This window comes from Sphingomonas sp. (assembly GCF_035555815.1).
Lineage (GTDB): Bacteria > Pseudomonadota > Alphaproteobacteria > Sphingomonadales > Sphingomonadaceae > Sphingomonas.
This window is the reverse complement of record NZ_DATMGG010000076.1, coordinates 1-26323: the sequence shown is the minus strand read 5'-3', so window position 1 is coordinate 26323 and position 26323 is coordinate 1. Positions and strand designations below refer to the sequence as shown.

Below are 26323 nucleotides of genomic sequence, written 5' to 3'. Positions count from 1 at the left end.
TGAAGCGGGTGAGCGCGCCCGCGAAATAGCCGGACAGCTCCCGCGCCGCCGCGACCAGCACCGGATGATCCGGCGCGTCGGCCGCCGGCGCGAGCCGGACCCGGCGCGGATCGTCGTCCGGCCACAGCACCGCCGCCAGCCCGTCGTCACGCGCGACCAGCGTCAGCCGCCCGACGGGCGAATCGATCCGGGTCTGGACTAACGGCACCGGCGGCTCCCTCGACATCATCGATACGGCAGTCCTATCGCGCCGAACCGCGATTGCCGCACCCCGAATATTGTCGCGAAAGCCGCCCGTCGATCCGCGCTAGGGCTTCAATGCCTTGACCGCCGTATCGAGCCGGTCGGCATAGGCGTTGAGCACCGCGGCCGTCCGCGCAACATAGGTGCGCGCGTCGGCGAAGCGGCGCTGCTCGATCGCCTCGCGCACCCCCGGCAGCGTCTTTGCGCCATAGCCCGTCAGCGTGCCGGGCGCGTAGATCAGGTTGCGATACCACGGCCGCCCCGGCAGCCCGCGCGGGTCCGCCAGCACCTGATCGATCCCCTTCAGCGCCTTTTCCACCGCCGCCTGCGCGGCGGGCGAGGCGGCCGGGGCGCGATCGAGCGCGGCGTCCGCCGCCTTCGCCGACCGGGACAGGCGATCGGCGGCATCCTCGAGCGCCAGCATGTCGATCAGCGGCGTCATCTCCTTCGCCACCGGCGGCTTCATCGGATCGTCGGGATGGCTCGACAGCGCGAACACATTGTCGCGCAGTTGATCGAGCAGCGCGCGGTCGCTCTCACGCTGATCGGCGGCGAGCTTCTTCACCTCGACCACATAGCGCGACACCGTCGACGCGAAATCGCCGTAGCGTGCCGGCGGGCGCGACCCGGACGACGCGCGCAGGATCATCCGCCCGACCACCTTCGACAGCGTGGTGGCATAGACCAGCCCCGGATCGTCGAAACTCATGACATGGTGAAAACTGTCATAGGCCGAGTGATAGGCGCCGGCCGCCTGACCCTCTCCGCCGAAGCCGACGTTGAGCGCCGGTACGCCGAGATGCTCGAGGAACGCCGCGAAGTCCGATCCCGAGCCGAGCGGCGCGATCGGCAGATCGGCCCCCGCCTTCGCCGCCGCGACCGCCTCCGGCGACACGCCACGGCCGCCGTTGCGGATGCTGGCACGCGAGCGATCGTAGAGGCTGACCCCGGTCTGCGGATCGGGGACGTCGCGCGACACCTGGTTGACGAAATGCTGAAACACATGGCTGCCGTCACCGCGGAAGAAGCCGCGACCGACGACGTCGGTGTTGATGTACATCACCGCCTTTGCCTTCAGTTCATCGGCATGGGTCTCCGCCCATTCGGTCGAGCCGAGCAGGCCCGGCTCCTCGCCATCCCAGGAGGCGTAGACCAGCGTGCGGTCGGGCCGCCACCCGGCCTTGGCGAGCGCGCCCAGCGCCTTTGCCTCGGCCATCAGCGCGACCTGCCCGCTCAGCGGATCGCTGGCGCCGTACACCCACGCATCGCGGTGGTTGCCGCGCACGATCCATTCGTCGGGGCGGGTCTTGCCCGGCATCACCGCGATCACATTGTAGATCGGCTTTTGCGACCAGTCGGACTTGACCGCGAGGTGGAGCTTGACCGCGTCGGTGCCGCCCCAGTGATAGGTCATCGCCATGCCGCCGCGCGCGGCGCCGCCGGCGACCGGCCCTTCGAGCCGCGCCATGATCTTGGCGGCGTCGCCATAGGAGATCGGCAGCGTCGGGATCTTGAGCAGCACCGGCGATTCCTCGCGCGTCAGCCGCTTGGCGCCGGGGGTCGAGCCGATGCCGGGGGTCAGCGGATCGCCCGGATAGATGGTCATGTCGACCACCGACCCGCGCTGCACGCCCGTCTCGGGCCGGCCGCCGCCGCGCGGATAGACGTCATAGGCGCCGTAGCCGTCGTCGGCGGGGTCCGAATAGATGAGGCAGCCGATCGCGCCATGTTCCTGCGCCAGCTTGGGCTTCAGGCCGCGCCAGCCGCCGCCATAGCGGGCCATGACGATCTTGCCCTTCACGCTGATCCCGCGACGCTCCAGCGCCTCGTAATCCTCGGGCATCCCGTAATTGACGTAGACCACCGATCCGGTGACGTCGCCGTCACCCTGATAGGCGACATAGGGCGGCAGCGCGTCGGCGAGCTTTGCGGTGTCGGGGTCGGCACCGATCGCCGCTTCCTGCCCGCCCAGCGCAACCGGATTGGCGCCGACGATCTCCAGCCGGGTCGAGATCGGCGTCGGATAGAGCACGTCGAACGTCTCGATCCGCGCGTCCCAGCCCCATTGCTTGAACAGCGCGAGCTGCATCTCGGCATTGGCCTTGTTGTGCGGCGCGCCGACGTGGTTGGGGGCGGACGACATCTCCTTCAGCCAGGCGACCAGATCGGCGTTGTTGATCTGCGCGTCGAAGCTCTTTTCGATCGCCTTCGGATCGCCGGATTGCGCCACCGCGCCCGAGCCGACCGAGGCCGTCGCCAGCGCGACCAGCGCCGCCGACGTTATGAAGCGTCTACCCAATGCCATCGATTCCCCCCGTTTTGAGAATATCGTACCCGTCCCGCCGGGCCGCCGTCCCCGCACCGCTGCGCGGATCAGCACGGCCCGGCTGCGCGCCCTTCTTAGGACGGGCGCGCGCGGCAGTATACGGTATTCAAAGCGGATCGATCAGAACACCGCGCTCACCGAGAACACCAGCTGCGACCCGGCGATCGCGCTGCCGTCCTTGGTCGAGCTGAAATTGGGCTGGAGATAGGCCGCCTTCGCGCTGGTGATGCTGGTATCGACATAGGCGACGCCCAGCGTCAGCGGCCCGATCACGTAATCGGCGCCCAGCATCCAGTCCCAATAGCGCCCGGTCGGCGCGATGCTGGTGCCGTTGGGGCCAAGCCCGGGATTGCCGTCGGAATAGCCGACATGACCCTTCAGCGTCAGCGCGGTATTCGGCACCGAGGCGCCGAGATCGCCCCACAGATAGAGATTGTCCTCCGACTGGCCATGGCTCTGCGGCGTGTTGGAGAAATTGCCGAGCGCCTTTTGCCTGGGCGCATAGGCGACACCTACCAGCCCCGATACCGGACCCAGCGCGCTGCTCAGCTTGACATAGGGTTCGGCGAAGTCGGTGACGTCGGCGCCGCCGGGGTAGCTGTACCAGGTCACGCCGACGTCGATGTCGCTGGCGCCGCCGACCGCGAATTTATAGCCGCCGACCAGATCAAGCTCGATGCTGCCGCCGCCGAACGTGCCCCATCCGGACAGGCTCGATCCCCACACCGCGGCATAGGCGCCGCTTTCGTGAGTCACGGTAATGCCGCCCTGGAGTGCCATTTCCTTGTCGCTCTGCGAGACGCCTCGGAAACGATAGTCTGACACCAGGGCGACACTGCCCGAAACGGTCACCGGCTTGGGCGGATCGGTTTCATCGGCCGCTGCCGGAGTCGCTACGAACGTGGCCGCGGCGATCGCCGCGACCTTCAAGGGTTGGAACTTCATGGACCTATCCTCTAGCGGGATGTGGGGTGAAGTTCCTCCTGCATCGGGACCGTCGACCCTCTCAATGGGGATCGGAGGCCGATCGAGCCCGATCGTTCGTGTCTAGCGGCGGCGGTGTTCCCTTCTCTTTCCGGTTCGTGACAAAATGTTGCCGGCCCGCGGTCAGGCGGCCAGCCGCTCGGCCGCCGGCGTGGCGCCGGCGATGTGGACCGGCTCCCCCCCGGCGCGGCGGCGGGCCACCCATTCGCGGATGATCTCCGCGCAGGTGTGGTCGACCGCGGCGAGGTCGCTGACGTCGAACCGCACCGCGCGGCCCGCCGGCAGCGCGTCCAGCGTGGTGGTCAGCTTCGGCACCGCCAGGAACGACGCGGTACCGGCCAGCCGGATCCCGCTTTCGTCACCGTCGTCGCGGCGATCGACCTTCAGGCCGAACCGGCGCCAGTGCGGCAGCAGCTCGACCAGCGACAGCGCGATGCCGACCAGCACCCCGGTCAGCAGATCCTCGGCGACGACCACGATCAGCGTGATCGCCCAGATCGCGGCGGGCAGCACGCCATAGTCCTTGAGCAGATGACGGACGTGGGTGAGGTTGACCAGCCGCCAGCCGGTGACCACCAGGATCGCGCCGAGCGACGCCATCGGAATCGCGCGCAGCAGCCACGGCAGCAGCGCGACAAAGGCGAGGATCCACGCGCCGTGCAGGATCGTGGACAGCCGGGTCACCGCGCCCGCCTGCACATTGGCCGAGCTGCGCACGATCACCCCGGTCATCGGCAGCGCGCCGGCCAGCCCGCACAGCAGATTGCCGACACCCTGCGCGCGCAGTTCCTTGTTATAGTCGGTGCGGACGCCGTCGTGCATCCGGTCGACCGCCGCCGCCGACAGCAACGTTTCCGCGCTGGCGATGAACGCGATCGCCAGCGCGCTCGCCAGGATCGCGGGATCGAGCCAGCGCGCGAACATGTCGGCGCCGGGCGGCACGATCGCCGCCATGATCGACGCCGGCACCTCGACACGGGTGACGCTGAGGCCGAATGCGGCGGCGGCGACGGTGCCGGCGACGACGCCGATCAGTGCGCCGGGCACCAGCTTGAGCGCGGCGGGGCGGAATTTCTCCCACCCCAGCATCGCGGCGATGGTCAGCACCGCGATCCCGACCGCCAGTTCGGCGCCGGCGATACTGGTGGCGGACAGACCCAACAGACGACCGGGGATCGCCGCCAGATTCTCCAGCCCGCTGGGCAACGGCTTCTGGTCGAACAGCACGTGAAACTGACCGACGACGATCAGCACGCCGATTCCGGCCAGCATGCCGTGGACCACGGCGGGCGACACGGCGCGGAACCATCCGCCGACGCGCACCACCCCGGCGAGCAGCTGGATCAGCCCGGCGAGCACCAGGATCGGCCCCAGCACCGACAAACCCTGATCGCGGACCAGCTCGAACACGATCACCGCCAGCCCGGCGGCCGGGCCGCTGACCTGAAGCGGCGACCCGGCCATCGCGCCGACCACGATCCCGCCGATGATCCCGGTGATCAGCCCCTTTTCCGGGGGGACTCCCGAGGCGATCGCGATACCCATGCACAGCGGCATCGCCACCAGAAACACCACGATCGACGCGGTGAAATCACGCGTCAGCGTGGCGCGCGAAAAGACAGAAGCGATACTCACTCCGCCGCCTCCGCCATCGCGATGTCGCTGGCGACGCGACGCGCGGCGGGCAACGCAACCGGCAGCGGGCGATCGTCACGCATCGGCACGAAACGGCCGGTCTCCCCGTCGAGCCCCAGCACCTGCCCGGCGTGGATGTCGACGAACCAGCCGTGCAGCGCGATCTCGCCGCGCGCGATGCCGGCGGCGACCGACGGGTGGGTGCGCAGATGGGCAAGCTGCACCACGACGTTTTCCAGGCTGGCGGCGCGGACCGCGGCGGCGCTTTCCATTTCGGGATAGCCGCCGCGCACGACGCTCTCTGCGGCGTGGCTGTGGCGCAGCCAGGCGGCGACGTTGGGCATCCCGGTCAGCATTTCGGGGTTCATCAGCGCCTTCATCGCGCCGCAGTCCGAATGGCCGCAGACGATGATGTCGCCCACGCCCAGCGCCGCGACGGCATATTCGACGGTCGACGAAACGCCGCCGTTCTGAGTGGCGAAGGGGGGCACGATGTTGCCCGCGTTGCGGCACACGAACAGGTCGCCCGGCTGGGCCTGCATGATGTGTTCGGGCACCACGCGGCTGTCGGCGCAGGAGATCATCAGCGCCTTGGGGCTCTGCCCCTGGCTGGCCAGCTTCGCGTAGAGTCCGTCGCTCAGCGGATAGACCCGCTTCTCGAAGTCGAACACGCGCCCGATCAGTTCATTCATGGCGAAACCTCCTCAATCGTGTGAGCGGGAGGTACGGGGCCGATCTTGCTGCGGCGCAGCGGGTCTGTAAGAAAATGTTGCCCGGCCGCGCGGCGGCCCCGGCATCAACGACGCGGGAGGATCATCTCCACGCGCAGCCCGCCGCGCGGGCGATTGACCAGCGACAGGCGCCCGCCCTCCCCCTCGACCGCGCGGACCACAATCGGCAGGCCGAGCCCGAACCCCGACGTGTCGCGCGATCGCGCGCGATCGAGGCGGACGAACGGCAGCAGCACCTTGGCATGGGCGTCGTCGGGTATGCCGGGGCCGTCGTCCTCGACGCTGATCGCCACCTCCGCCCCGCGATCCTCCAGCCGCAACCGGGCATTGCCGCCATAGTGGAGCGCGTTCTCGACCAGATTGACGATGGCGCGCTTCAGCGCGAGCGGACGCACCGTCAGCTCGCAATGATCGGGGCCGCTGTAGCTCGCCGGGCGATCGTGGTCGGCGGCGTCGTTGGCGATCGTCGCGCACATCACGGCGACGTCGATCCCCGCCGCAGCCTCCTCGCCCTCCCCGCCCAGATAGGCGAGCAGTGACGCCACCATCGCGTCCATCTCGATCACGTCGCGCTGGATCGAATCGCGCAGGTCGTCGTCGTCGATCAGGTCGGATCGCAGCCGCAGCCGGGCGAGCGGGGTGCGGAAATCATGCCCGACCGCGGCCAGCGCCTCGGTCCGGTCGTCGATCAGGCGGTGGATGCGGTCCTGCATCGCGTTGAACGCGCTGATCACGCGCCGCACCTCGCCCGGCCCCTGCACCGGCACCACCTCGACCTCGCCCTGTCCGACCTGGTCGGCGACGATCGCCAGCCGGCGCAGCGGGCGCAGCACCTGGCTGACCAGCACCCCGCCCAGCACGATCAGCGCGATCGCCGGCGTCAGCGCCAGCAGCGCGCGGCTGATCGCGAAATCCCAGCGTCGCAGCGGCTCGCGCGTCTTGAAATAGAGCCAGCTGCCGTCGTCGAGCGCCAGCGCGCCGCTGATATAGCTGTTGCGCCCCGGCGAGGTCAGTCGCAGCCGCAGGTCGTGCGCGGCGAGTTCGGGCTCCCACGCGATGATCTGCCGGTGCATCCGGTCGAGCGACGGCGCGACCGGCGGCGCGGCGGGCACCGTCTGTTGCCAGCGCACCAGATAGCGCGAGGTGGTCACCTCCTCCGCCATTTCCTCGCGGCGTTCGACCGGCTGTTCGCTGATCAGCTTGCGCGCGATGATCAGATGTTCGGCCAGCCGGTTCGCCTCGTCGTCGCGGATCGAGAAATGGCCGGCACGTTCGTAGAGGAAGGTGGTCGCGCCATATTCGACCAGCAGCGCGAGCAGCAGGATCGCGAAGATGCGGCCGATGATCCCGACCACGGGCAGGCGCGGCCAGATCGTCACCGCCCGCCCGTCGTCATCGGCGGTCGACCGGCACGTTGAGCATATAGCCGACCCCGCGCACGGTGATGATCGGCGCGGATTTGCCCGCGGTCGACAATTTTCGTCGCAGCCGGCTGATCAGCACGTCGACGCTGCGATCCGAACTGTCGCCCAGCCGCGTGCGCGACAGCTCGATCAGCCGCTCGCGCGCGATGACCCGCTGCGCGTTCTCGCACAGCGCGACCAGCAGGTCGAACTCGGCGCCGGTCAGATCGACGATCGCGCCCGTCGGCGACAGCAGCTCGCGGCGCGCCAGCTGGACCGTCCAGCCATCGAACGCCATCAGGTTCTGCGACCGGTCGACGGCCTCGCGCTGGGGGGCGTGACGGCGCAGCACCGCGCGGATGCGGGCGAGCAGCTCGCGCGTGCCGAACGGTTTCGGCAGGTAATCGTCGGCGCCCAGCTCCAGCCCGACGACGCGGTCCATCTCGCTGCCCCGGGCGGACACGAAGATGATCGGCACGTCGCTGTCGCGGCGGATCGCGCGGCACAGGTCGATGCCGCTGGTGCCGGGCAGCATCACGTCGAGCAGCACCAGATCGACCGGTCCCGCCTCGAACGCGCGCCACATCTCGGGCGCGGAACCCGCCGGGCGGACCGCATAGCCATTCTCCTGCAATGCCCGCGCGGTCAGGGTGCGCAGCGGCGGATCGTCTTCAACAAGCAGGATGGTCGGGGATGTCATGGGTTGGAACGACGGGGACCTATGGTGCGATCGACGGGGCGTCAATGCCGGCGCCGCGACGCAGCACGCCAGCAATATTTCCTCACAAACGCGCCAAGGCCGCGAAAGCTGCCGGTCCTAGATCGCGTTGGTTATCGTCAAGCGAAGGACCATGCCGATGCTTCTCCTCCTGATCGCCGCCGCCGGGCTGGCCCCGCCCCCGGCCGAGCGCATCGCCGCGCCGCAGCCGCATCATGTCTCGGCCGCGATCAGGGTGGGCTGCCGCGTCCAGCAGGTCCATACTCCCAGGGGCAAACCGGTCCAGTCCGCGCCGATCGTCCGCTGCACGCCCGAACAACGCGCGTTGCTGGCCGGTCGACCGCCCCAGCGGGCGGCGGGATCGATCGCGCGATAGCAGCGCAAGGGGCGTGGCGGCGCCCCCGTTGCGCGGCGAACGCCGCCACCGCTATACCGGAGCGATGGCCACCCCGACCGGGCCGCTCGCCGGCATCCGCATCGTCGAGTTCAACGCCATCGGCCCACTCCCGCTCGCCGGGATGCTGATGGCGGACATGGGCGCCGACGTGGTCCGCATCGCCCGTGCCGGCGATGCCGACGGCGGCGGGCGCGATGCCGGCAACGCATTGCTCTATCGCGGGCGCGCCGTGATCGAACTCGATCTCAAGACCCAACACGACGACGCGCTGGCGCTGATCGCCGGCGCCGACGCGCTGATGGAGGGATTCCGCCCGGGCGTGATGGAACGGCTCGGGCTCGGCCCCGAACCCTGCCTCGCCGCCAATCCGCGGCTGGTCTATGGCCGCATCACCGGCTGGGGACAGACCGGCCCGCTGGCGGAACGCGCCGGGCACGACATCAATTACCTCGGCCTCACCGGGGCGCTGCACGCGATCGGGTCGGCCGACGCGCCGCCGCCGCCGCCGCTCAACCTGGTCGCCGACTATGGCGGGGGAACGATGTTCCTGGTGACCGGCCTGCTCGCCGCGCTGCTGTCCGCCCGCGTGACCGGACGCGGGCAGGTGGTGGACGCCGCGATGATCGACGGCGTGGCGAACATGACCGCGCTGTTCCACGCGCTGCGGGCCGACCGGCTGTGGAGCGACGCGCGCGCCGCCAATCTCCTCGATGGCGCCGCGCCCTTCTATCGCTGCTATCGCTGCGCCGATGGCCTGTTCGTCGCGGTCGGCGCGATCGAGCCGCAATTCTATCGCGCGTTCCTGGCCGGCATCGGCCTCGACGCGGACGACTGGCCGCAACTCGACCGCCGACGCTGGCCAGAGATGGCGGATCGGGTCGCGGCGATCTTTGCGACGCGGCCACGCGACGCCTGGACGCAGGCCTTTGGCGGCACCGACGCCTGCGTCACCCCGGTGATGCGCTGGGACGAGGTGGCCGACGAGCCGCACAACGCCGCGCGGGCCACGTTCGTTACCCGCGACGGATTGACGCAACCGGCGCCCGCGCCGCGCTTTTCCGCGACGCCGGGCGCGATCGCCGCCGGGCAGGCGAGCACGGTCGCCGCCGTGCTCGCTCGCTGGTCGGCGGCGCGCTGATCCGATCGGTCAGAAGCGCAGGCTGACGCCGAAGTCGCCGTTGAACGAATACATCTCGCGCGAATAGGTCTGGTAGCGGTTCCCCTGGTAGAAGGAATTCGGCGCCTCGCCGATGTTCGACAGCGATCCGAACACTTCGATCGCGCTGTTGATCTTGTAGCTGACCCGCGCGTCCACCGCGGTGCGCGGTTCCTGATAGACGTCGGTGGCGGCGCTGTCGCTGATCGCCTCGAGGAACTTGTCACGGTAGCTGACCGCGACGCGCGCCTCGAACGGCCCCGCTTCATAGAACAGCGACGCGTTGAGGATCTTCTTCGACTGGCGGAAGAAGGGAATGCTCTCATTCAGTCGTCCCGGCACGTCGACGCTGGAGGTGATGTAGGTGCCGTTGACCGAGGCACCGAACTTGTCGAGCGGCGCCGGCAGGAAGGTGAAACGCTGCTGGAGATTGACCTCCACCCCGGTCAGTTCGCCGCTGTCCGCGTTCTGCGGCTGCGACAGCGTCAACAGCGGCACGCCGGCGAAGCTGGTGTTGAACAGCGTCTGGGTGAAGACCGGGTTTTTCAGCCGCTTGTGGAACACGCCGATCGAATAGATCGTATCGCTGCTCGGATAGAATTCCGCCGACAGGTCCAGCCCCATCGAGGTATAGGGCTTCAGGTTGGGATTGCCGGCGCTGCCGGCGCCCGCGTCCTCGGTGAAGGTCGGAACGGTCGCGTCGTAGTTCGGGCGACCGATGGTGTTGGTCCAGGCGGCGCGCAACGTGAACTTGCGCCCCGGCCGATAGTTGAGGTGCACGCTGGGCAGCACGTGGGTGTACGACTGCTTGAACGACAGCGGCTCGATATCGGTGCCGCCGGCGCGGACCGAAAAGGCATGGTAGCGCCCCTCGGTCCGCTCGACGCGGACGCCGCCGATCGCGGTCAGATCGCCGAACTTGAGGCTGGCCATGCCATAGCCGGCGTAGATCTTTTCCCGGATATTATAGTCGAGCGACGCCTCGTTGATCGCGGTCTGGAGCGTGTCGAGCGTCAACAGCGCCGGATTGGCGGCGTAATAATCCAGCACCTTCTGGTAATCCATTGCCGGGCCGAAATTATAGCGGCTGGTATAGAAATCCTCCGGTGGCGGCAGCACCGCACCGGTTTGCAGGAACGTGCTGGTGCCGACCGCGAGCTGCTGGGTCTGGGTGTTGTCGCGGTTCTTGTCGCGGCTGATGAACTTCGCCCCGGCCTTCAGGAAACTGCCTTCGTCGTCGATCGGCAGCTTAAGATCGGCGCGGACGGTGTGCAGATCCTCGTCGATCCATTCCCGGCGCTGGCGGATGCGGCGCAGCGGATAGGCGGCCGGATCGTAGAGCGCGTCGGGAATCTGGGTGAAATAGGGCAGGCCCGGCGACAGTTCGAGCACGCTGACCTGCCCCGCCGCCGAACGGAACTCAAGGTCGTCGCGCACCGGCGTGTGCTCCTGCGCGCGGGCGTAGGTGTAGTTGAGGTCAAGCTCCGCCTCGCCGAACTTCAGCTCGGCGCCCGGCGAGATGTTGTAGAGCTTCTGCGTCTGGTTGTTCTGCCGGAACTGGCGCGTGGCGCGTCCATTGGGAAAGCGGATCGAGGTTGCGGTGGGGAAGGTCGGCGTGCCCGCCGCATAGGCGAAGTTGAACTGGTCGCGTTCCTCGTGATCGGTGAACTGGTTGTAGATGGTGCGCAGGTACAGCCGCGTGTCGTCATTCGGCCGCCAGTCGAGGTTGACGATACCGCCGATGCGTTCGCGCATGATGCGATAGTCGAACAGCACCAGGCTGGTCGGCGCGGACACCCCGGCGAAATTCGTCCAGCCGGTCGGCTCGACCAGGTCGCTGTCGATGAACCGCTTGAGGTAGCTGGCGGCGACGACGATGCCGAATTCGCGATTGGCGCCGAACCGCTGGCCGTGCGTGGCGCTGGCGCCGAAACCGGTCTTGCCAGACTTGTTGTTGAACGCGCCGCGCAGCGTGCCGTAGGTGAAGGCGTTGGGCCGGTCGAACGCGGTGGGCGTGATCAGGTTGATGCTGCCGCCGATCGCATTGGCGTCATAGTCGGGCGTCACCGCCTTGATCACCTCGATCGCGGAGACGAGGTCGGACGGGATGGTATCGAGCGCGACGCGGCGCCCCTCCGCCTCCGGGATGCCGACCAGATTGCCGTCGACGGTGACCTGGTTGAGATTGGGATCTACGCCGCGCACCACGACATAGCGCGGCTCGCCCTGGTCGAGCTGGACCGACACGCCGGGCAGGCGCTGCACCGCTTCGGCGGTGTTGAAGTCGGGCAGCTTGCCGATGTCGTCGGATGCGACGATGTCGGCGACGGTCGCCAGCTCGCGCTTGCGCTCGATCGCCTGCTCGCGCGAGATGCGCGAGCCGGTGACGACGATCTCGTCGTCATGCGGCCCCGCGACCTGTTCGTCCTGGATCGGCGCGGCGGCCTGCGCGATTGCCGGCAAGGCAGCGCCGGCCAGCGCCACGGCGCGGATCGTGCGGCGGATGGCGTTCGGCGTTACGAGAAAATACCCCATAGTCTCCCCCTATTGACTGGTCGTGGAACGGTTGGGCGCGGCGGCATCGCCGTCCGCGCAGTCGGTGAGGCCGGGAACGGGCAGACAGCGCCCGTCGAGTCCGGCCGGCGCCGGTAGATGGATGATCGCCGCGATGGTCGGCGCGATATCGACGGTCTCCACCGCGAACGGCCGCTCCTGCGCGGGGATCGCCCGCGACAGGAAAATGATCGGCACGCGCCGGTCATAATCCCACGGCGTACCATGGCCGCCGAGATAGAAGCCCGGCGTCGGCGGAATGATCGATGCGAGCGGCTGATAGGCGACGACGATATCGCCAGACCGGCCGGGATAGGCGCTTTCCGCCATGCGCTGGCGCAGCGTCAGCCCCTCCGGCCACGGATTGGCCGGCCGGGGATCGGCGAGGAGTTCGGTGCGCGCGTGGGCCGCGACCACCTCCGGTCGCGCGCGCAGCCACGTCAGCGCGGCGGCCACCGCCCGCGCCTGAAGCGCCGGGGTGAACGCGCCACCCGCCGGGCTGGCGAAATAGAGCTGGTCGATGTTGTAGCCGCGTTCGGTCACCACGAACGGCGCGAAGCCAAGCCCTAGCTCCGCCGCCACGCTGTCGTTCAGCGCGCGCAGGAACGCCGGCGATTCCAATCGCCTGGCATCGGGATAGCCTGTCTCGCGCAGCCGTTCGGGCATGTCGCTGCCGCCGTGATCGGCGGTCACCACCACCAGCGCGTCGGGGGCGACGTCGAACACCCGGTCGAGAAAGTCGCCCAGCGCGCGATCGAGCCGGCCGAGGTGATCGCACATTTCCGGCCCGCCGGCGCCATAGACGTGGCCAATCGCGTCGGTCGCCGACAGGCCGACGGTCAGCAGATCGGTGGCATCGTCGGCGCCCAGCGCGTAGCGATCGATCATCGCGCGCGCGGCGTCGAGCGTGGCGAGATCGAGGAACGGCGACGGGCGAAAGCTGCGCGCCGCCGCCGCCGGATCGTCCATGCTCCAGCCGTCGGGCGGCACCTTCGCGTGCCAGGTCGCCTGGCCGACGGCATAGCTGCCTTCTAGCGCGCGGCAGGCATCGTCGGCATAGTCCCAGCGTGGCTTCGCCTGGGCGCGCAGCGCGGCGTTGACCGGCGCGACCGGCGCCAGCTTGGCCTGCGCGTCCTCGCCCGGCGCGACGAAGGTGGTGAAGCCGGCGTATTTGTCATCGTACCAGAAGACGGCGTCGGCGCGGTGGCCGCCCATGGTCAGCGCGCTGCGGTCCTTGCCCGCGACCGCGACGACGCGGCCGGCGCCGCCCGCCGCCTTGATCCAGTCGCCCACCGTCGTGGTGATCAGCCGTTCGGGGCCGCGCCCCTCCGCCCTGGCATCGTGCGCCAGCCGGTTGACGGTGGAGGCCAGGCAATAGGTCTCCTTGGCCGATCCCGGCTCGAACCAGCTGTTGCCGGTGATGCCGGTGCGGTTGGGATGGGTGCCGGTCAACAGCGTCGAATGGCCAGGGCAGGTCTCCGTGATCGCGTGCGACTGATAGGCGTTGGGGAACACCATCCCCTGCCCAGCGATCCGCGCCAGCCCGCCGGTGAATCGGTCGCGATAGCGGCTGAACAGCGCGCTGCCGAACTGGTCGATCGAGATGACGACGATCAGGCGCGGAGCGCGCGCCGGTGCCGGCTGGAGCTGCGGTTGCGGTTGCGGTTGCTGGGCGAACCCCGGCGACGCCAGCATCGCCAGCATCGCCGCCGCCAGCACGGCCAGACGCGACGAAGAACGGACAGACGATGTTGCGCGCCGCACTGTAGTGCCCGCGCCGGCCGGTCGCGCCATGTGCATAACCTCCCCGCGGTTCGGCGCTGTACCGCGCCTGTGATGCAGGGCAGATAACAGCAGGGTTTCGCTAAAGTCGACGCGGCGGCTAGCAACAGCATGTTACGTTTTCGCGAACTCCAAACCGTCATCGACCCGTGTCATGCTGCGCCGATCATGACCACGATTCTCACCCGACGCTTCGTGCTCGAAGGAGGCCTTGCCAGCCTCGGCCTGTTCGCGCTGCCGCTGGCGGCGCGGGCCGCCGCGCCCGCCTTTACCCATGGCGTGGCGAGCGGCGATCCGAAGCAGGATCGCGTGACGCTGTGGACGCGCTGTTTCCCGGCGGACGGCACCACAGCGCGGGTGCGGGTGGAAGTGGCGCAGGACCCCGGTTTTCGCCGCCGCGTCGCCGCCGACTGGGGCGTGGCGTCCCCCGACAATGATTATTGCGTCAAGATCGTCGCCACCGGGCTGCAACCGGGCAGCCGCTATCACTATCGATTCATCGGCCCCGACGGCGCGACGTCGCCGGTCGGCCGCACGCGGACGCTGCCCGCGCGCGGCAGCGATCCGTTCCGCGTCGCGGTGCTGTCCTGCGCCAACATGGATTTCGGCTATTTCAACGCCTATCGCCATTTGGCCGGCCGCAGCGACATCGATCTGGTGCTGCACCTGGGCGACTATATCTATGAATGGGGCAACGGCACCCACAGTCTGGCGGCGCAGGCACTGAAGGACCGCATCTCGCGCCCGTCGAACGAGACGGTCACGCTCGACGATTATCGCACGCGCTATGCCTGGTATCGCGCCGATCCCGACCTGGCCGAGATGCATCGGATGTTGCCGATCGTCTCGATCGTCGACGATCATGAGGTCGCCAACAATTCGTGGCGCGACGGCGCGGGCAATCACCAGCCGAACGAGGGATCGTATCAGGTCCGCAAGGCGGCGGCGATGAAGGCGTACCACGAATGGCTGCCGATGCCGGACACGCCCTATGACCGCTACGACATCGGCGATCTGGCGGCGATCTTCCGCCTCGACACCCGCCTGCTCGCGCGTGACGAGCCGCCCAGCCTGAACGACGCGCTGGCCGGCGCCGCCGATCCGATCAAGGCGATGGCGGCGTTCCGCGACGGCGTGTTGCAGGACCCACGGCGCCAGTTGCTGGGCGAGGCGCAGGAACGCTGGCTGGCCGACGGGCTGGCGCGGTCGGTCAACGACGGGCAACGCTGGCAGATCCTCTCGCAGCAGGTGATCATGGCGGAGCGCGTGCTGCCCCAGGCCGCCGCGCGCTGGGCACGGACGCCGCCGGCGCCGGGATCGAAGGCCGATCTTCGCCAGCAGCTCGCGCTGGCCTCCTCGCGGGCGGGGTTGCCGCTCAGCCTCGACGACTGGAACGGCTATCCCGCCGCGCGCGCCCGCGTGCTGGCGGCGGCGCAGGCCGCGCGCGCCAATCTGGTGGTGCTGGCCGGCGACAGCCACAATGCGTGGGCATCCGACCTGGTCCACGACGGCCGGCCGGCGGGCGTCGAATATGCCGGCCAGTCGGTTGCCTCGCTCGGCATCGACGGGCGGTTCGATGCCGATCCGGCGCAGATCGCCGCCGACATGATCGCCGCCAACCCGACGCTCAAATGGTGCGACACCAGCCGGCGCGGCTATATGACGGTGACGCTGACCCACGACGCGGCGCGCGCCGACTGGGTGATGCTGGATACCGTCGCGCGGCGCTCCACTGACCTGGCCGGCACGGCGAGCGCGACGGCGGGCCACGGCGCGCGCGCGCTGGCGATCGGCTAGCGCCCGGCAGCCACCGGCGGAATGCGGCTGGCGACGACCATCTTGGTCGCGCGATCGAGCGACCACAACACCCGCGATTGCGAGCGGTCCCACGCGATCGCCTGCCCGCCGGTCGGCAGCGCGATCGTCGCGACATGCTCCAGCATCCCCCCCGCATCGGGCAGGCGCAGCGCGTAAAGCTCGCCCCGGTCATGGCCGGTGACATAGAGCAGCCCATCGTCGCCCCATGATCCGCCCGAATTGCTCATCGGCGCGAACCGATCGAGCACGCTGGCCGGGAACAGCCACGACCCGGTCGGGCGGAACTGCGCGTCGAACCGGACCAGCCGGGTCCACGTATAATCGTGCCCGGCCTCGCCGCCGTGATCGGCGGGATAGTTGGCGAAACCGCCGTACCAGCCGTCGCCGTGGCGCTCGATCCAGGTCAGCGACCCCGGCAGCGGCGGCAGCGTCACACTGCGAATGTGGTGCAGCGTCGCGGTGTCGAATACCTCGACCACGCTCGCCATCGGCACCGCCGGATAATTGGACGCCGCGCAGACCAGTTCGGCACCGTCGACCACGCACGAATTCATGTGCGGATAGAGCTTCAGCGGCCCTTCCCACTGGGCGACGCGCTTGCCCGTCACCTTGTCGTACTTGCCGATGCGGTTGTTCGAATTGGGGTAGAAATAGCGCGCATCGGCGGCGACGCCCTGCCGCGCCTCCTCCGCCGGCCAGCGCGCGACAACGGTTGCGGCGGGCATATCCTGCGCGGTTGCGGCGGGCGCATCCTGTGCCGTGGCGGCGGTAGGGGCGACCAGCGCCGGCAGGATCATCAGCCCGAGGGCGGCCCAACGCGTCATCGTCACTCTCCCCATGCGGTTTGCCCGCCATGCTTAGGCGAAGCATGTGACAGGTGAAGCGCCGAATCCGCAACTCGGTGTTGGCGCCGATGCAACATTTGCCGGTGGTGCGCGCGCGGTGATTCGGCATAGGATCGCGCCCGTGATTGAAACAGGCGATCTCCTGGTCTTTACCCGCGTCGTCGAGCTCGAGAGCCTGACGCGCGCCGCCAACGCGATGGGCGTGCCGAAATCGACGATCAGCCGACGGCTGACCCGGCTGGAGGAAAAGCTGGGCGTGCGGCTGTTGCGGCGGACCACGCACGGCATCGTCACCACCGAACAGGGGGTGGTGTTCTTCGAATATGCCTCACGCTGCCTGGGCGTGCTGCGCGACGGCACCAACGCGGTGCAACTGGGGACGACGCGGCCAAAGGGGTTGCTGCGCATCTCGGTCCCGCACGAGCTCGACCGCAGCCTGCTCGCGCCGATGCTCGCCGCCTATCTGGAGACCTATCCCGACGTGCGGCTGGTGACAGTGCTGTCGAACGAGACGATCGACCATTTCCGCGACGGGTTCGACCTGGCGATCGTCGCCGACACGCTGCCGCTGGCGGAGGCGTCGCTGATGACGACCAAGCTGGGCACCACCGATTACGGCCTGTACGCCGCGCCGGAATATCTGGAACGCCACGGCGTCCCGCAGAGCCATGTCGACCTGAGCCGTTTCGATCTGCTCGCGTGGGGCACGATCGACGTGAAGGCGCAGTGGCAGCTGATGCGCGCCGACGACGAGGTGACGGTCGAGTTCCGCCCCCGGCTGGTGTGCAACGACCTGATGCTGCTGCGCCAGTCGGTGCTGTCGGGGCTGGGCATCGCGCCGCTGCCAGCGTTCATCTGCAAACACGAGCTGGCCGAAGGGCGCATGGCGGAGGTGCTGCCGGGCTGGCGCCCGCCCGGTCGCAGCTTTTACGCGGTGTTCCCGCACCAGCAGGCGATGCCGGTCCGGGTCCGCACCTTCATCGACTTCCTGGTCGAACGTCTGCGCCCCACCCTGTCGTGGGAACTGGGTTAGGCGCCCTTCCGCTCCCCCTTATTGCACCACCAGGTAGGTGAACGGCGGCACATAGGCCATCAGCATCACCACCAGCCCGATCAGCGACCCCAGCACGATGCTGTGGACGAAGACGTAGCGCAGGATCCGCCCTTCCTGCCCGAACCACTGCGTCGCGGTGGAGGCGACGACGATGCTCTGCGCGTCGATCATCTTGCCCATCACCCCGCCCGCGCTGTTGGCGCTGGCCATCAGTACCGGCGACAGGCCGAGTTGCTCCGACGTGACACGCTGGAGGTTGCCGAACAGAACGTTGGACGCGGTGTCCGATCCGGTGACGGCGGTGCCCAGCCAGCCGAGCATCGTACCGAAATAGGGGTAGAGCACCCCGGTCGTCGCGAACGCCAGCCCCATCGTCGTGTCGAGCCCGGAAAAGCGGGTGAGATAGCCGAGCGCCAGCATCGCCGCGATCGTCAGCAACGACGGCGTGACGGTGCGGAACGCGCGGCCATAGCTGCGCACGATCTCCCCCGGCCGCGCGCCGAGCAGCAGCCCACCGACCACCGCCGCGATCAGGATCGCGGTGCCGGTCGCCGACAGCGGATTGAACACATAGACCGCCGCTTCGGGCGTGACCGCGCTCACCACCGGCGGCACCTTGGCGATCGCCATGTCGAGCCCCGGCACCGGCACGGCGAGGCGGAAGATGCCGTCGAGCAGCGTCTTGATGCTGGGAATGCCCCAGATGAACACCAATGCGGTCAGGATCAGCCACGGCATCCACGCCTTGCGCACGCTGGCGGCGTCGGCCGGCGCGTCGGTGATCGCGACCGCGTCCTCGTGCGCGGCGACGTGGTCGACGTCGGTCTCCGGCACGCGCGTGTCACCCTTGGCCAGCTTGGCCTCGTTGACCGCCATGATCGTCGCCGGGCGCCACACCCGCAGGAATCCGACCAGCACCACCAGCGAGATCAGCGCCGGCCCGATCGAGGCGAGCCACGGCCCGTGCAGGTTGGAGATCGCCAGCTGCGCCACCGCGTAGGTGCCGCCGACCACCAGCGCCGCCGGCCACACCGCCAGCGTCCGCCGCCACCCGCAATAGGCGACCAGCAGCCAGAACGGCACGATCATGCAGAACGGCGTCATGATCCGCCCGACCGTCGCCGACAGGTCCAGCAGCGGCAGCCCGGTGACCGATGCCAGCGACAGCGTCTGCACCCCCAGCGCGCCGAACGCGACCGGCGCGGTGTTGGCGATGAGCGACAGACCCGACGCCTGCAACCGGGTGAAGCCCAGCCCGATCAGCATCGCCCCGGTCACCGCGACCGGCGTGCCGAACCCCGCCGCACCTTCAAAGAACGCACCCAGGCAGAAGGCGATCACCAGCAGCTGGAGCCGGCTGTCCTCGCTGATCCGCGCGATCGAATCGCGCAGCACGGTGAACTGCCCGCGTTCGTTGGTCAGCTGGTAGAGGAAGATGATGTTGAGCACGATCCAGCCGATCGGCAACAGGCCATAGGCCGCGCCGAAGCCCGCCGCGCGCACCGCCAGCCCGGCCGGCATCCCGAACGCGAACACCGCGACCAGCGCCGCCGACAGCAGCCCGAGCAGCGCCGCGATGTGCGCGCGGACGTGGAAGAAGCCGATGCAGCCGAGCAGCACCACGATCGGCACCGCCGCCAGCAGCACCGACAGCCATGGCCCCATCGGATGATAGGTCTGTGACCAGAGCATTGCGTCCTCCCCCCTTCATGTGCGTCGCGTGGGCGCGTTCCCGCCGCTTCGCCTTACCGTGGCTGTCCAGCGGGATCAGCCGCGGCGCAACCCCTATTTGCTGCGGCGATCGCGCGTCAGGACGCGCCCTCGATCAGGATCGCCCGCAGGTCGTTGACGTTGGTGCGGGTCGGCCCGGTCACCACCAGATCGCCCAGCGCCTCGAAAAAGCGATAGGCGTCGTTGGCGTCGAGCATCGCACGCGCGTCGAGCCCCAGCGCCCGCGCCCGCGCCAGCGTGTCGGGCGTGACGATCGCCCCGGCATTGTCCTCGGTCCCGTCGATGCCGTCGGTATCGCACGCGATCGCGTGGATGCGCGGCGCGCCATCGAGTTCGATCGCCAGCCCCAGCAGATATTCCAGGTTGCGCCCGCCCCGGCCATCGGGATTGGTGACTCGAACCGTGGTCTCGCCGCCCGACAGGATCACGCGCTTTTGCCCGTCGGCGGCGACACGGCGGGCCAATGCGGCGTGGCCGGCGCCCAGATGGCGCGCCTCCGCCTGCAGGTGATCGCCCAGGTCGGTGACCTTGTAGCCCTCCCCCTCGGCCAGCCTGCGCGCGGCATTGAGCGCGTCGCGGGCGACCGCGATCACCCGTACCGTGCCGCCGGCAAGCCCCATCGCGTCGGAGGGCGGGGTTTCGTTGGCGCTGTCGGCCAGCGCGGCGGCGACGTTCGCCGGCACATCGATGCCGTAGCGGGCGATGATCTCGCGCGCGATCTCCAGCGTTGTCGTGTCGGCGACGGTCGGGCCGCTGGCGACGAACGACGGGTCGTCGCCCGGCACGTCGGAAATGATCAGCGTCGTCACCTGTGCCGGCGCGGCGGCGACCGCCAGCCGACCGCCCTTGATCAGCGAGAGGTGCTTGCGGACGCTGTTGATCTCCCCGATCGTCGCGCCCGAGCGCAACAGCGCCTGGGTCACCACCTGCTTGTCGGCCAGCGTGACCCCCGGCACCGGCAGCGTCAGCAGCGCCGATCCGCCGCCCGACACCAGCATTACCAGCCGGTCCGACGGGCCGAGCGCGCCGGCCAGTTCCAGCGCGCGCTGCGCGGCGTAGAGACTGTCGTCGTCCGGCACCGGGTGACCGGCCTCGATCAATTCGAGTCCGGGCGGCAGCACGTGCGGCGGCCCGGAATGGCCGTGGCGAGTCACCACCAGCCCCGACAGCGGCGCCTTCATATGCCTCGCCGCGACCGCGCTCATCGCCGCCGCGCCCTTGCCGACGGCGAGCAGCAGCGTGCGCCCGTTGATCGGCTCCTGACCGATCGCCGCCGGCACGCAGCGTTCGGCGGACACGGCGGCGACCGCCTCGTCGAACAGGCGGCGGAGCATCGCGCGCGGCTGATCGTGCGCGCTCACCGGCCGCGCCTCCATTTGCCGGACGGCCTCACATCCACCCTGTCACGCTCGATCACGGCCATCCCCCCTCTGCCGGCATCCGCCGGTGGTTGACGACGTCTTCCATGATCACCCCGGCGCGGACCAGAGCGAGCGGATGCAACTCGGTGTTGCTCCGTATGCGCCGCACACAAAAAAGGGGCGGACCCGAAGGCCCGCCCCGAACATGGTTTGCCTGATCCGGCTTAGAAGCCGAAGCGCGCACCGGCGCGGAAGGTCCGCCCGTTGACGCCAGCCGCGTGGAAGCTGGTCAGGTAGTTGCTGCCCATCGACGGCGCGATCGGCGCCTTCGCGCCGGTGAAGTTACCGACGTTGACGAAGAAGGTGAACTTGTCGTTGACCTTATAGGCGGCGTTCAGATCGGCGTAGGTGAACCGGTCGATGTAGCAGAAATCCGTGCCGTCGGTCGGATGACCGTTGGCACCGGTTCCCAGACCATAGAGGTTCTGCTTGCACGACAGGTCCGTACCGGCGCCCGCGTCGGCGGCGACGTTCTTGATCTTGTCGACGAAGTACGCGGTGACCGACAGCGTCAGGTCCTGGATCTGCACGCTGTTCTGCCAGTTGGCGCGCCACTTCGGCGTGCCCGACCCCGACGACAGCACCGCGGGTCCGCGAGTGCCGGCGTAGGAATAGAACGCGCCGTTGGCCAACGTCGTGCTGTATTCGAACGCATAGGTCGAATTGAGCGTGCTGGTCCACCGGACATCGTTGGCGATCTTGACCCGCGCCGACGCCGAGACGTCGAGACCGGTCGAAAGCTCGTTCGCGCCGTTGGCGTACGGGCCGCTGATCAGCAGCGCGCGCGGCAGGGCGTTCGGATAGTCCGGATCGGGATCGGCCACGGCGAGCAGCTTGTAGCCGTCGGGCAGCGGCTGGCCCTTGTAATAAGCTGCGAAAGCGTCGCCGATTTCGCCGGCCATCACGATGACGTCGGTCTTCTTGATGTTGTAATAGTCGACCGTGAAGTTCAGCCACCGCACCGGCTCGATCACCGCGCCCAGCGTGAAGCTGCGCGACTTCTCCGGCTTCAGATCGGGGTTGCCGGCGAAACCGCCGCGTGCGCTGGCGCTGGCCAGAACATAGGCGGCGCTGACGCCACCGTGCGAGGCGATGTAATCCGCCGGCAGCGTGATCGAATAACCGCCCGAGAAGCCCGACGTCGGATCGCGCTCGGCAAAGCTGGGTGCGCGGAAACCACGCGACCAGGTACCGCGCAGCATGAGCTGCTCGATCGGCTTGAAGGTGAAGCCGATCTTCGGCGAGAAGGCGCTGAACCCTTCCGAGTAGTTATCGTAGCGGCCCGACCCGGTCAGCTCGAGCGAGTCGAGGATCGGCGCCGAGATTTCGAAGAAGCCCGCCGACACGGTGTGTGCGCCGAACGACGCCGCCGTGCTGCTGAACTTGTCGACATTCGGGTTCGGACCAGGGTTGTTCTGGACCTCGCGACGCACCTGGCCGCCGACGGCGACCTGCAGCGGACCGCCCGGCAGGTCGGTGACCGCCTTGGCGATCGAGGCGTCGAACGACACCATCGAGGACCATGCGTGGTGCGTGTAGGTCGGCGCGACCATGTCACGCGCGGCCTGGGTGTTCAGGCTCGGGTTGACGAAGTTGTAGGCGCCGGTGTTGATCGCCTTGCGCAGGCCGGCGATGTCGACAACGCCGAACAGATCGACGTTGAGCGTATCCTTGGCGGCGACGACGTCGGCCTTCCAGCTCCAACCCTCGCCGAACGTGCCTTCCAGGCCGATGTTGCCGCGCAGCACCTCGTTGACGCGATGCGAACCCGACGGGATGTCACCGAACAGGTAGAACAGGCGCGCCGCGCCGTTCGCCGGATCGGCGGCATAGGCCGTGGCAAAGGGGTTGTTCGGGTTGAGCGTACGGCCGGCGGTGGCCGGATCGGCGCAGTTCACGCCCGACGGGCAGATCCACACCGGCAGGACGAGGTTCGACGAGTTGTCGAGCTCGTTGCCGCGATACGGCTGGACCGCGTTCACGCTGGTCGGCGTGCCCTTATAGTCGACCATGCTACGCGCGTAGCTGCCGACCGCGTGCAGTTCGATATTGTCGCTCAGGCGCGCGCTGAACCGCGCCGTGGTCGAATAACGCTCCTGCTTCGGCTGGATCTGGCCATATTCATACAGGTTGTTGTGCTTACAACCGGTGCCGCCCGTCGCGCCCGCCACCGTGAAGGTGCCGTTGGAGCAATCGGCGGTGCTGCCGAGCAGCTGATAGCCGCCGGACAGAACGCCACCGCGGAACGGATCGTTGAGGTTGGTCTGGGTGGCGCGGCGGACAACGGCGTTGACCGTCGCGGTCGCCAGGTTGTTGTCGGCCGGGTTGCCGTCCTTGCCGCCGATCGAGGTCAGGTCCTTGGTGTTGTACGGCCAGCCGGCATCCTGGTTCGAGATGCGGCCGTCGGCCTGATATTCGCCATTGATGTAGAAGTTCCAGCCCTGCGACGCATAGTCGCCGAAGCCGACCGTCGCGTTCGCGCGATAGCGCGCGCCGTCGCCGCGCTCGGTCGCGCCGCCTTCAACCGAACCCGCGAAGCCGTTGAACCGCTTCTTGAGGATCATGTTGACCACGCCGCCGATCGCGTCGGCACCGTACAGGGAGGACGCGCCGTCCTTCAGGACCTGGACTTCCTGCACCGCGCTGAACGGGATCGAGTTGAGATCGACGAAGCTGATGTGGCCGTCGTCCATCAGCGGATAGTTGACCGAACGCAGGCCGTCGATCAGCGTCAGGGTCGAGCCCGCGCCGACGTTGCGCAGCGAGACGGTCGAAGCGCCGCCGGCGAAGCTGCCCCAGTTGGTCGAGATCGAGCCAGCGCCGTCAGCCGCGATCGAGCGGACCGCCTCGGTGATGTCGCTGATGCCCGACTTGGCCAGCGATTCGCTGGACAGGACGGTGACGGGGGAAGCCGTTTCGGTCTCCACGGCGCGGCGGAACAGCGAGCCGGTGACGACGATGTCCTTTTCCTGGGACGCCGACTGCGTATCGTCGTCCTGGATCGACTGCGCGAAGCTGGGTGCCGCCATCAGCGCGACGCCGAGCGCGATCGAGGCCGCTCCGGTACGCAAAACGCTACGCGCACAGTTACTGGTCGGTTTGGTCATCAAGAAATCCCCCTGTTTTGGAATTTGAGCATCTCTTAGTAGGATGCCGAACGTATACGTATACCAATTATAAGCCGGTCGCATAGTGCTGTCGCGCAACACCGCCGCCGCCCGTTTCGCCCCGATTCTTACCGGGGCGAAACGAACGGCCATCGACCTTACTTTTTCTGCAAAGTCACTAGGCCCGCGGCTTCGCGCGCCTTAAGCGTGGCTTTCAGCTCGGTCAGCGACAGCGGCGTGAACTCGCCCGACAGGAAGTCGCGGATCTGGAGAACGGTCATGTTGCCGCGATTCACCAGATACTGGAACTCCGCCATATATTCGTCGGGCAGGTTCGGGCCGGGAGGCGGCGCGCCGCGCGTCCCGGGCTTCGGCGCCTTCGGCCCCAGCTTGACCACGATGGTCGACGCCTCGCGCTCCTCGGCGGTCAGCGACGGTTCCGTCGCGGCGACACCGTGCTGGGCGGCGGCGAGCTGATAGGTCGCCTTGGCTTCCGCCACCAGCGCGTCGGCGCGCCGGTCGATCAGCGGCGCGAACGCGGCGACCTTCTTCTTGCCACCGGCGGTGTCGGTCCACATGACGTTGGCCGACGCGACGACCGCCTTTTCGATCTCCGCCTGGTGGCGGATCGCGTTCTGCGCCTCGCGATAGGCGGTGGTCAGGCCGGCCGCACCCGAATCGGCGATATAGCCGAGGCCCTTGACCTGCGCCTCGCTCATGCGCCCGACGCCGCGCGCCAGGTTCTCGGCGGCGACGCGCGCGGCCATCTCGTCCGTACCGGTCGCCAGCGCGACCAGCCCGCCGAGCGCGACAACGCCGGCGCGCTTGTACTGGGTCGGGTCCTGCTTGTCGGGGGTATCCTCCGACGAGTGATACCACATGTCCGGCCAGGTGATGAACATCAGCGCCGGGATGCCGTGCTGCATGTAGGTGACGTGATCGGACGCGCCGTAGTGCTTGTCGACCTTGATGTAGAAGGCGTCCTTTGACCCGTGCGGCGATTCGACCGGCTGGGTCGGCGCATAGCCGGCCAGCGAGCGGCGGAACCGCACCCGCTCACGGGTGATGTCCGAGACATATTCCATCATGCTCTGGCCGATGTCGTTCAGGTACGACGGATAGGTGTCCGGCGTACGCTGCAGCACCCAATAGCTGCGGCTGGTGGCGAGTCGGATCGCCTCCATGTCGAAGTTGAGCGTCCCGATCATCGCCTTGGCTTTCTCGGGATATTTGTTGAGATAGGCGTTGGTGCCCGAAATCTCCGGCACGAACTGGAAGTTGATCGTCCGCTTGGGGGCGGGGAGCTTCCCTTCCTTGATCAGCTTCAAATAGGCGCGGCCGACCTCGAGCGTCATCGCGCAGCCCGAATTGTCGTCGTTGGCGCCCTGCTTGATCACGCCTTCGTACAGGTGGCAGCTGATGCCGACTTCCTGCGCGGTCGATCCGTCGCCGGGGATCTCGGCGTGGATATACTCGCTGCGGCCCGACACTTCGGTGCTCTTGGTGATCGAGCGGATCGTCAGCTTCTCGCCGCGCAGGATCAGCGATTCGAGATAGCCGCGCACCTCTGGCGTCACCGACCAGGCGACCGTGCCCGGCTTGGCGGTGTTCGACGCGAACATGATCTGGCGCGGATAGTCGATCGCGCGCTGCGGGCTGTTGGCGACGATGCCGAGCACACCGAGCGCGCCGCGCTCGACCGCGAGATTATAGACCTGAACGGTGTTGCCGCCGGTCAGCACGAACTTGCCCTTGACGTCCTTGCCGGCGAAATCCTCGGGCCGGCCGGCGCCGACGTTGACCAGATCGCCGCTGAGATCGCCATTGGCGTTGAGCGAGACGAGGCTGAGCGGAATGTCGTGGATGTCGAACAGCTTCACGTTCTTCGGGCCGGTCATCCACAGCTCGCCGACGGTCGGCTGCCAGGCGCGCGCGTCGTCGGCGAACGTCTCGACCGACACATTGGAGAAGCCATATTCCTTGGCGAAGTCGGCGATGACCTGGGTCTCGCGGAACTTCTTGTCATAGTCGCTCGGCAGGCGGACGCGCTGGTACGGCACCAGTTCGAGCACGTGCTGCATCGCGCGGTCGCCGGACACCTCGTTGATGATCGAGGTCATCTGTTCCTGCGTCAGGAGCGTTCGGTCCTCGCGCTCCTGCGCGACGGCAAGATGCGGCAACGTGCCCAGGGCCAAGGTCAGGCCCAACGCGGCGACTCGATTAACGCGCACGATATTTATCTCCCCCTGATGCATTATGCCCAGCATAGCTTATAAAATTTCGTCGTATACTAAATTCTGAAGTGCCTTGACGCCGCCGCCAATACCGGCATCGGCGCCGCGGCCGCTCCGGCAGAAGCCGGAGCAAGCGGTTGAAACATGGCCCTTTACTTCTTCTCCAGCGTCACCAGTCCGGCGGC

At 68.3% G+C, this 26323-nt stretch carries 17 protein-coding genes and 1 pseudogene; 4 read left to right on the top strand and 14 right to left on the bottom strand.

Translation table 11 applies throughout. The features are described 5' to 3' along the window. From VNR91_RS04375 to VNR91_RS04345, 7 genes and pseudogenes are all read right to left on the bottom strand, one after another. A pseudogene (locus tag VNR91_RS04375) lies at window positions 1–208 on the bottom strand (cysteine methyltransferase); the annotation flags it as partial. Between the two features lie 99 nt (window positions 209–307). Further along, complete coding sequence (locus VNR91_RS04370) at window positions 308–2548, bottom strand: transferrin receptor-like dimerization domain-containing protein (protein WP_325489568.1); 2241 nt, start codon at window positions 2546–2548, stop codon at window positions 308–310. A 141-nt stretch (window positions 2549–2689) separates the two neighbouring features. After that, the gene (locus tag VNR91_RS04365) at window positions 2690–3514 is read right to left on the bottom strand and encodes a TorF family putative porin (RefSeq protein ID WP_325489567.1); all 825 of its coding nucleotides are present in this window, start codon (window positions 3512–3514) and stop codon (window positions 2690–2692) included. Window positions 3515–3676: 162 nt separating this feature from the next. Further along, a complete protein-coding gene (locus tag VNR91_RS04360; protein WP_414712373.1) occupies window positions 3677–5182 on the bottom strand; it encodes a SulP family inorganic anion transporter in 1506 nt (501 codons plus the stop codon). 2 nt (window positions 5183–5184) lie between these two features. Further along, window positions 5185–5880: a carbonic anhydrase gene (locus VNR91_RS04355; RefSeq protein WP_325489565.1), complete on the bottom strand. Its 696-nt coding sequence runs from the start codon at window positions 5878–5880 to the stop codon at window positions 5185–5187. Between the two features lie 104 nt (window positions 5881–5984). Next, the gene (locus tag VNR91_RS04350; protein WP_325489564.1) at window positions 5985–7298 is read right to left on the bottom strand and encodes an ATP-binding protein; all 1314 of its coding nucleotides are present in this window, start codon (window positions 7296–7298) and stop codon (window positions 5985–5987) included. 13 nt (window positions 7299–7311) lie between these two features. Beyond that, window positions 7312–8022, bottom strand: a complete 711-nt coding sequence (locus tag VNR91_RS04345) for a response regulator transcription factor (protein ID WP_325489563.1) — start codon at window positions 8020–8022, stop codon at window positions 7312–7314. A 157-nt stretch (window positions 8023–8179) separates the two neighbouring features. Here VNR91_RS04345 and VNR91_RS04340 point away from each other — a divergent pair, with 157 nt between their 5' ends. Both VNR91_RS04340 and VNR91_RS04335 read left to right on the top strand, forming a co-directional pair. Beyond that, on the top strand, window positions 8180–8416 hold the full coding sequence (locus VNR91_RS04340) for a hypothetical protein (protein ID WP_325489562.1): 237 nt from the start codon (window positions 8180–8182) through the stop codon (window positions 8414–8416). Between the two features lie 13 nt (window positions 8417–8429). Continuing rightward, entirely contained in the window at window positions 8430–9575 is a 1146-nt protein-coding gene (locus tag VNR91_RS04335; protein WP_325489561.1) for a CaiB/BaiF CoA-transferase family protein, read from the top strand. A gap of 9 nt (window positions 9576–9584) precedes the next feature. On the opposite strand, the gene VNR91_RS04330 is transcribed toward VNR91_RS04335, so the two are convergent. Both VNR91_RS04330 and VNR91_RS04325 read right to left on the bottom strand, forming a co-directional pair. Continuing rightward, entirely contained in the window at window positions 9585–12128 is a 2544-nt protein-coding gene (locus VNR91_RS04330) for a TonB-dependent receptor (protein WP_325489560.1), read from the bottom strand. Between the two features lie 9 nt (window positions 12129–12137). Further along, on the bottom strand, window positions 12138–13865 hold the full coding sequence (locus tag VNR91_RS04325; RefSeq protein ID WP_325489559.1) for an alkaline phosphatase family protein: 1728 nt from the start codon (window positions 13863–13865) through the stop codon (window positions 12138–12140). Between the two features lie 231 nt (window positions 13866–14096). On the opposite strand from VNR91_RS04325, the gene VNR91_RS04320 reads away from it, so the two are divergent. After that, complete coding sequence (locus VNR91_RS04320; RefSeq protein WP_325489558.1) at window positions 14097–15725, top strand: alkaline phosphatase D family protein; 1629 nt, start codon at window positions 14097–14099, stop codon at window positions 15723–15725. On the opposite strand, the gene VNR91_RS04315 is transcribed toward VNR91_RS04320, so the two are convergent. Then, window positions 15722–16570, bottom strand: a complete 849-nt coding sequence (locus VNR91_RS04315) for a hypothetical protein (RefSeq protein ID WP_325489557.1) — start codon at window positions 16568–16570, stop codon at window positions 15722–15724. The two genes, VNR91_RS04320 and VNR91_RS04315, sit on opposite strands and share 4 nt — an antisense overlap. A 142-nt stretch (window positions 16571–16712) precedes the next feature. Between VNR91_RS04315 and VNR91_RS04310 the strand changes: the two genes are divergently transcribed. After that, window positions 16713–17624: a LysR family transcriptional regulator gene (locus VNR91_RS04310; protein WP_325489556.1), complete on the top strand. Its 912-nt coding sequence runs from the start codon at window positions 16713–16715 to the stop codon at window positions 17622–17624. Between the two features lie 18 nt (window positions 17625–17642). Here the strand turns inward: VNR91_RS04310 and VNR91_RS04305 are convergent, their stop codons facing one another. The 4 genes from VNR91_RS04305 to VNR91_RS04290 form a co-directional block, all read right to left on the bottom strand. Next, complete coding sequence (locus VNR91_RS04305; RefSeq protein WP_325489555.1) at window positions 17643–19337, bottom strand: L-lactate permease; 1695 nt, start codon at window positions 19335–19337, stop codon at window positions 17643–17645. A 116-nt stretch (window positions 19338–19453) separates the two neighbouring features. Then, a complete protein-coding gene (locus VNR91_RS04300; RefSeq protein WP_325489554.1) occupies window positions 19454–20737 on the bottom strand; it encodes a glycerate kinase in 1284 nt (427 codons plus the stop codon). Between the two features lie 224 nt (window positions 20738–20961). Next, a complete protein-coding gene (locus VNR91_RS04295; protein WP_325489553.1) occupies window positions 20962–23868 on the bottom strand; it encodes a TonB-dependent receptor domain-containing protein in 2907 nt (968 codons plus the stop codon). Window positions 23869–24062: 194 nt separating this feature from the next. Beyond that, window positions 24063–26135, bottom strand: coding sequence for a M28 family peptidase (locus VNR91_RS04290; protein ID WP_325489552.1), 2073 nt, complete (start codon window positions 26133–26135; stop codon window positions 24063–24065). Window positions 26136–26323 lie beyond the last annotated feature (188 nt).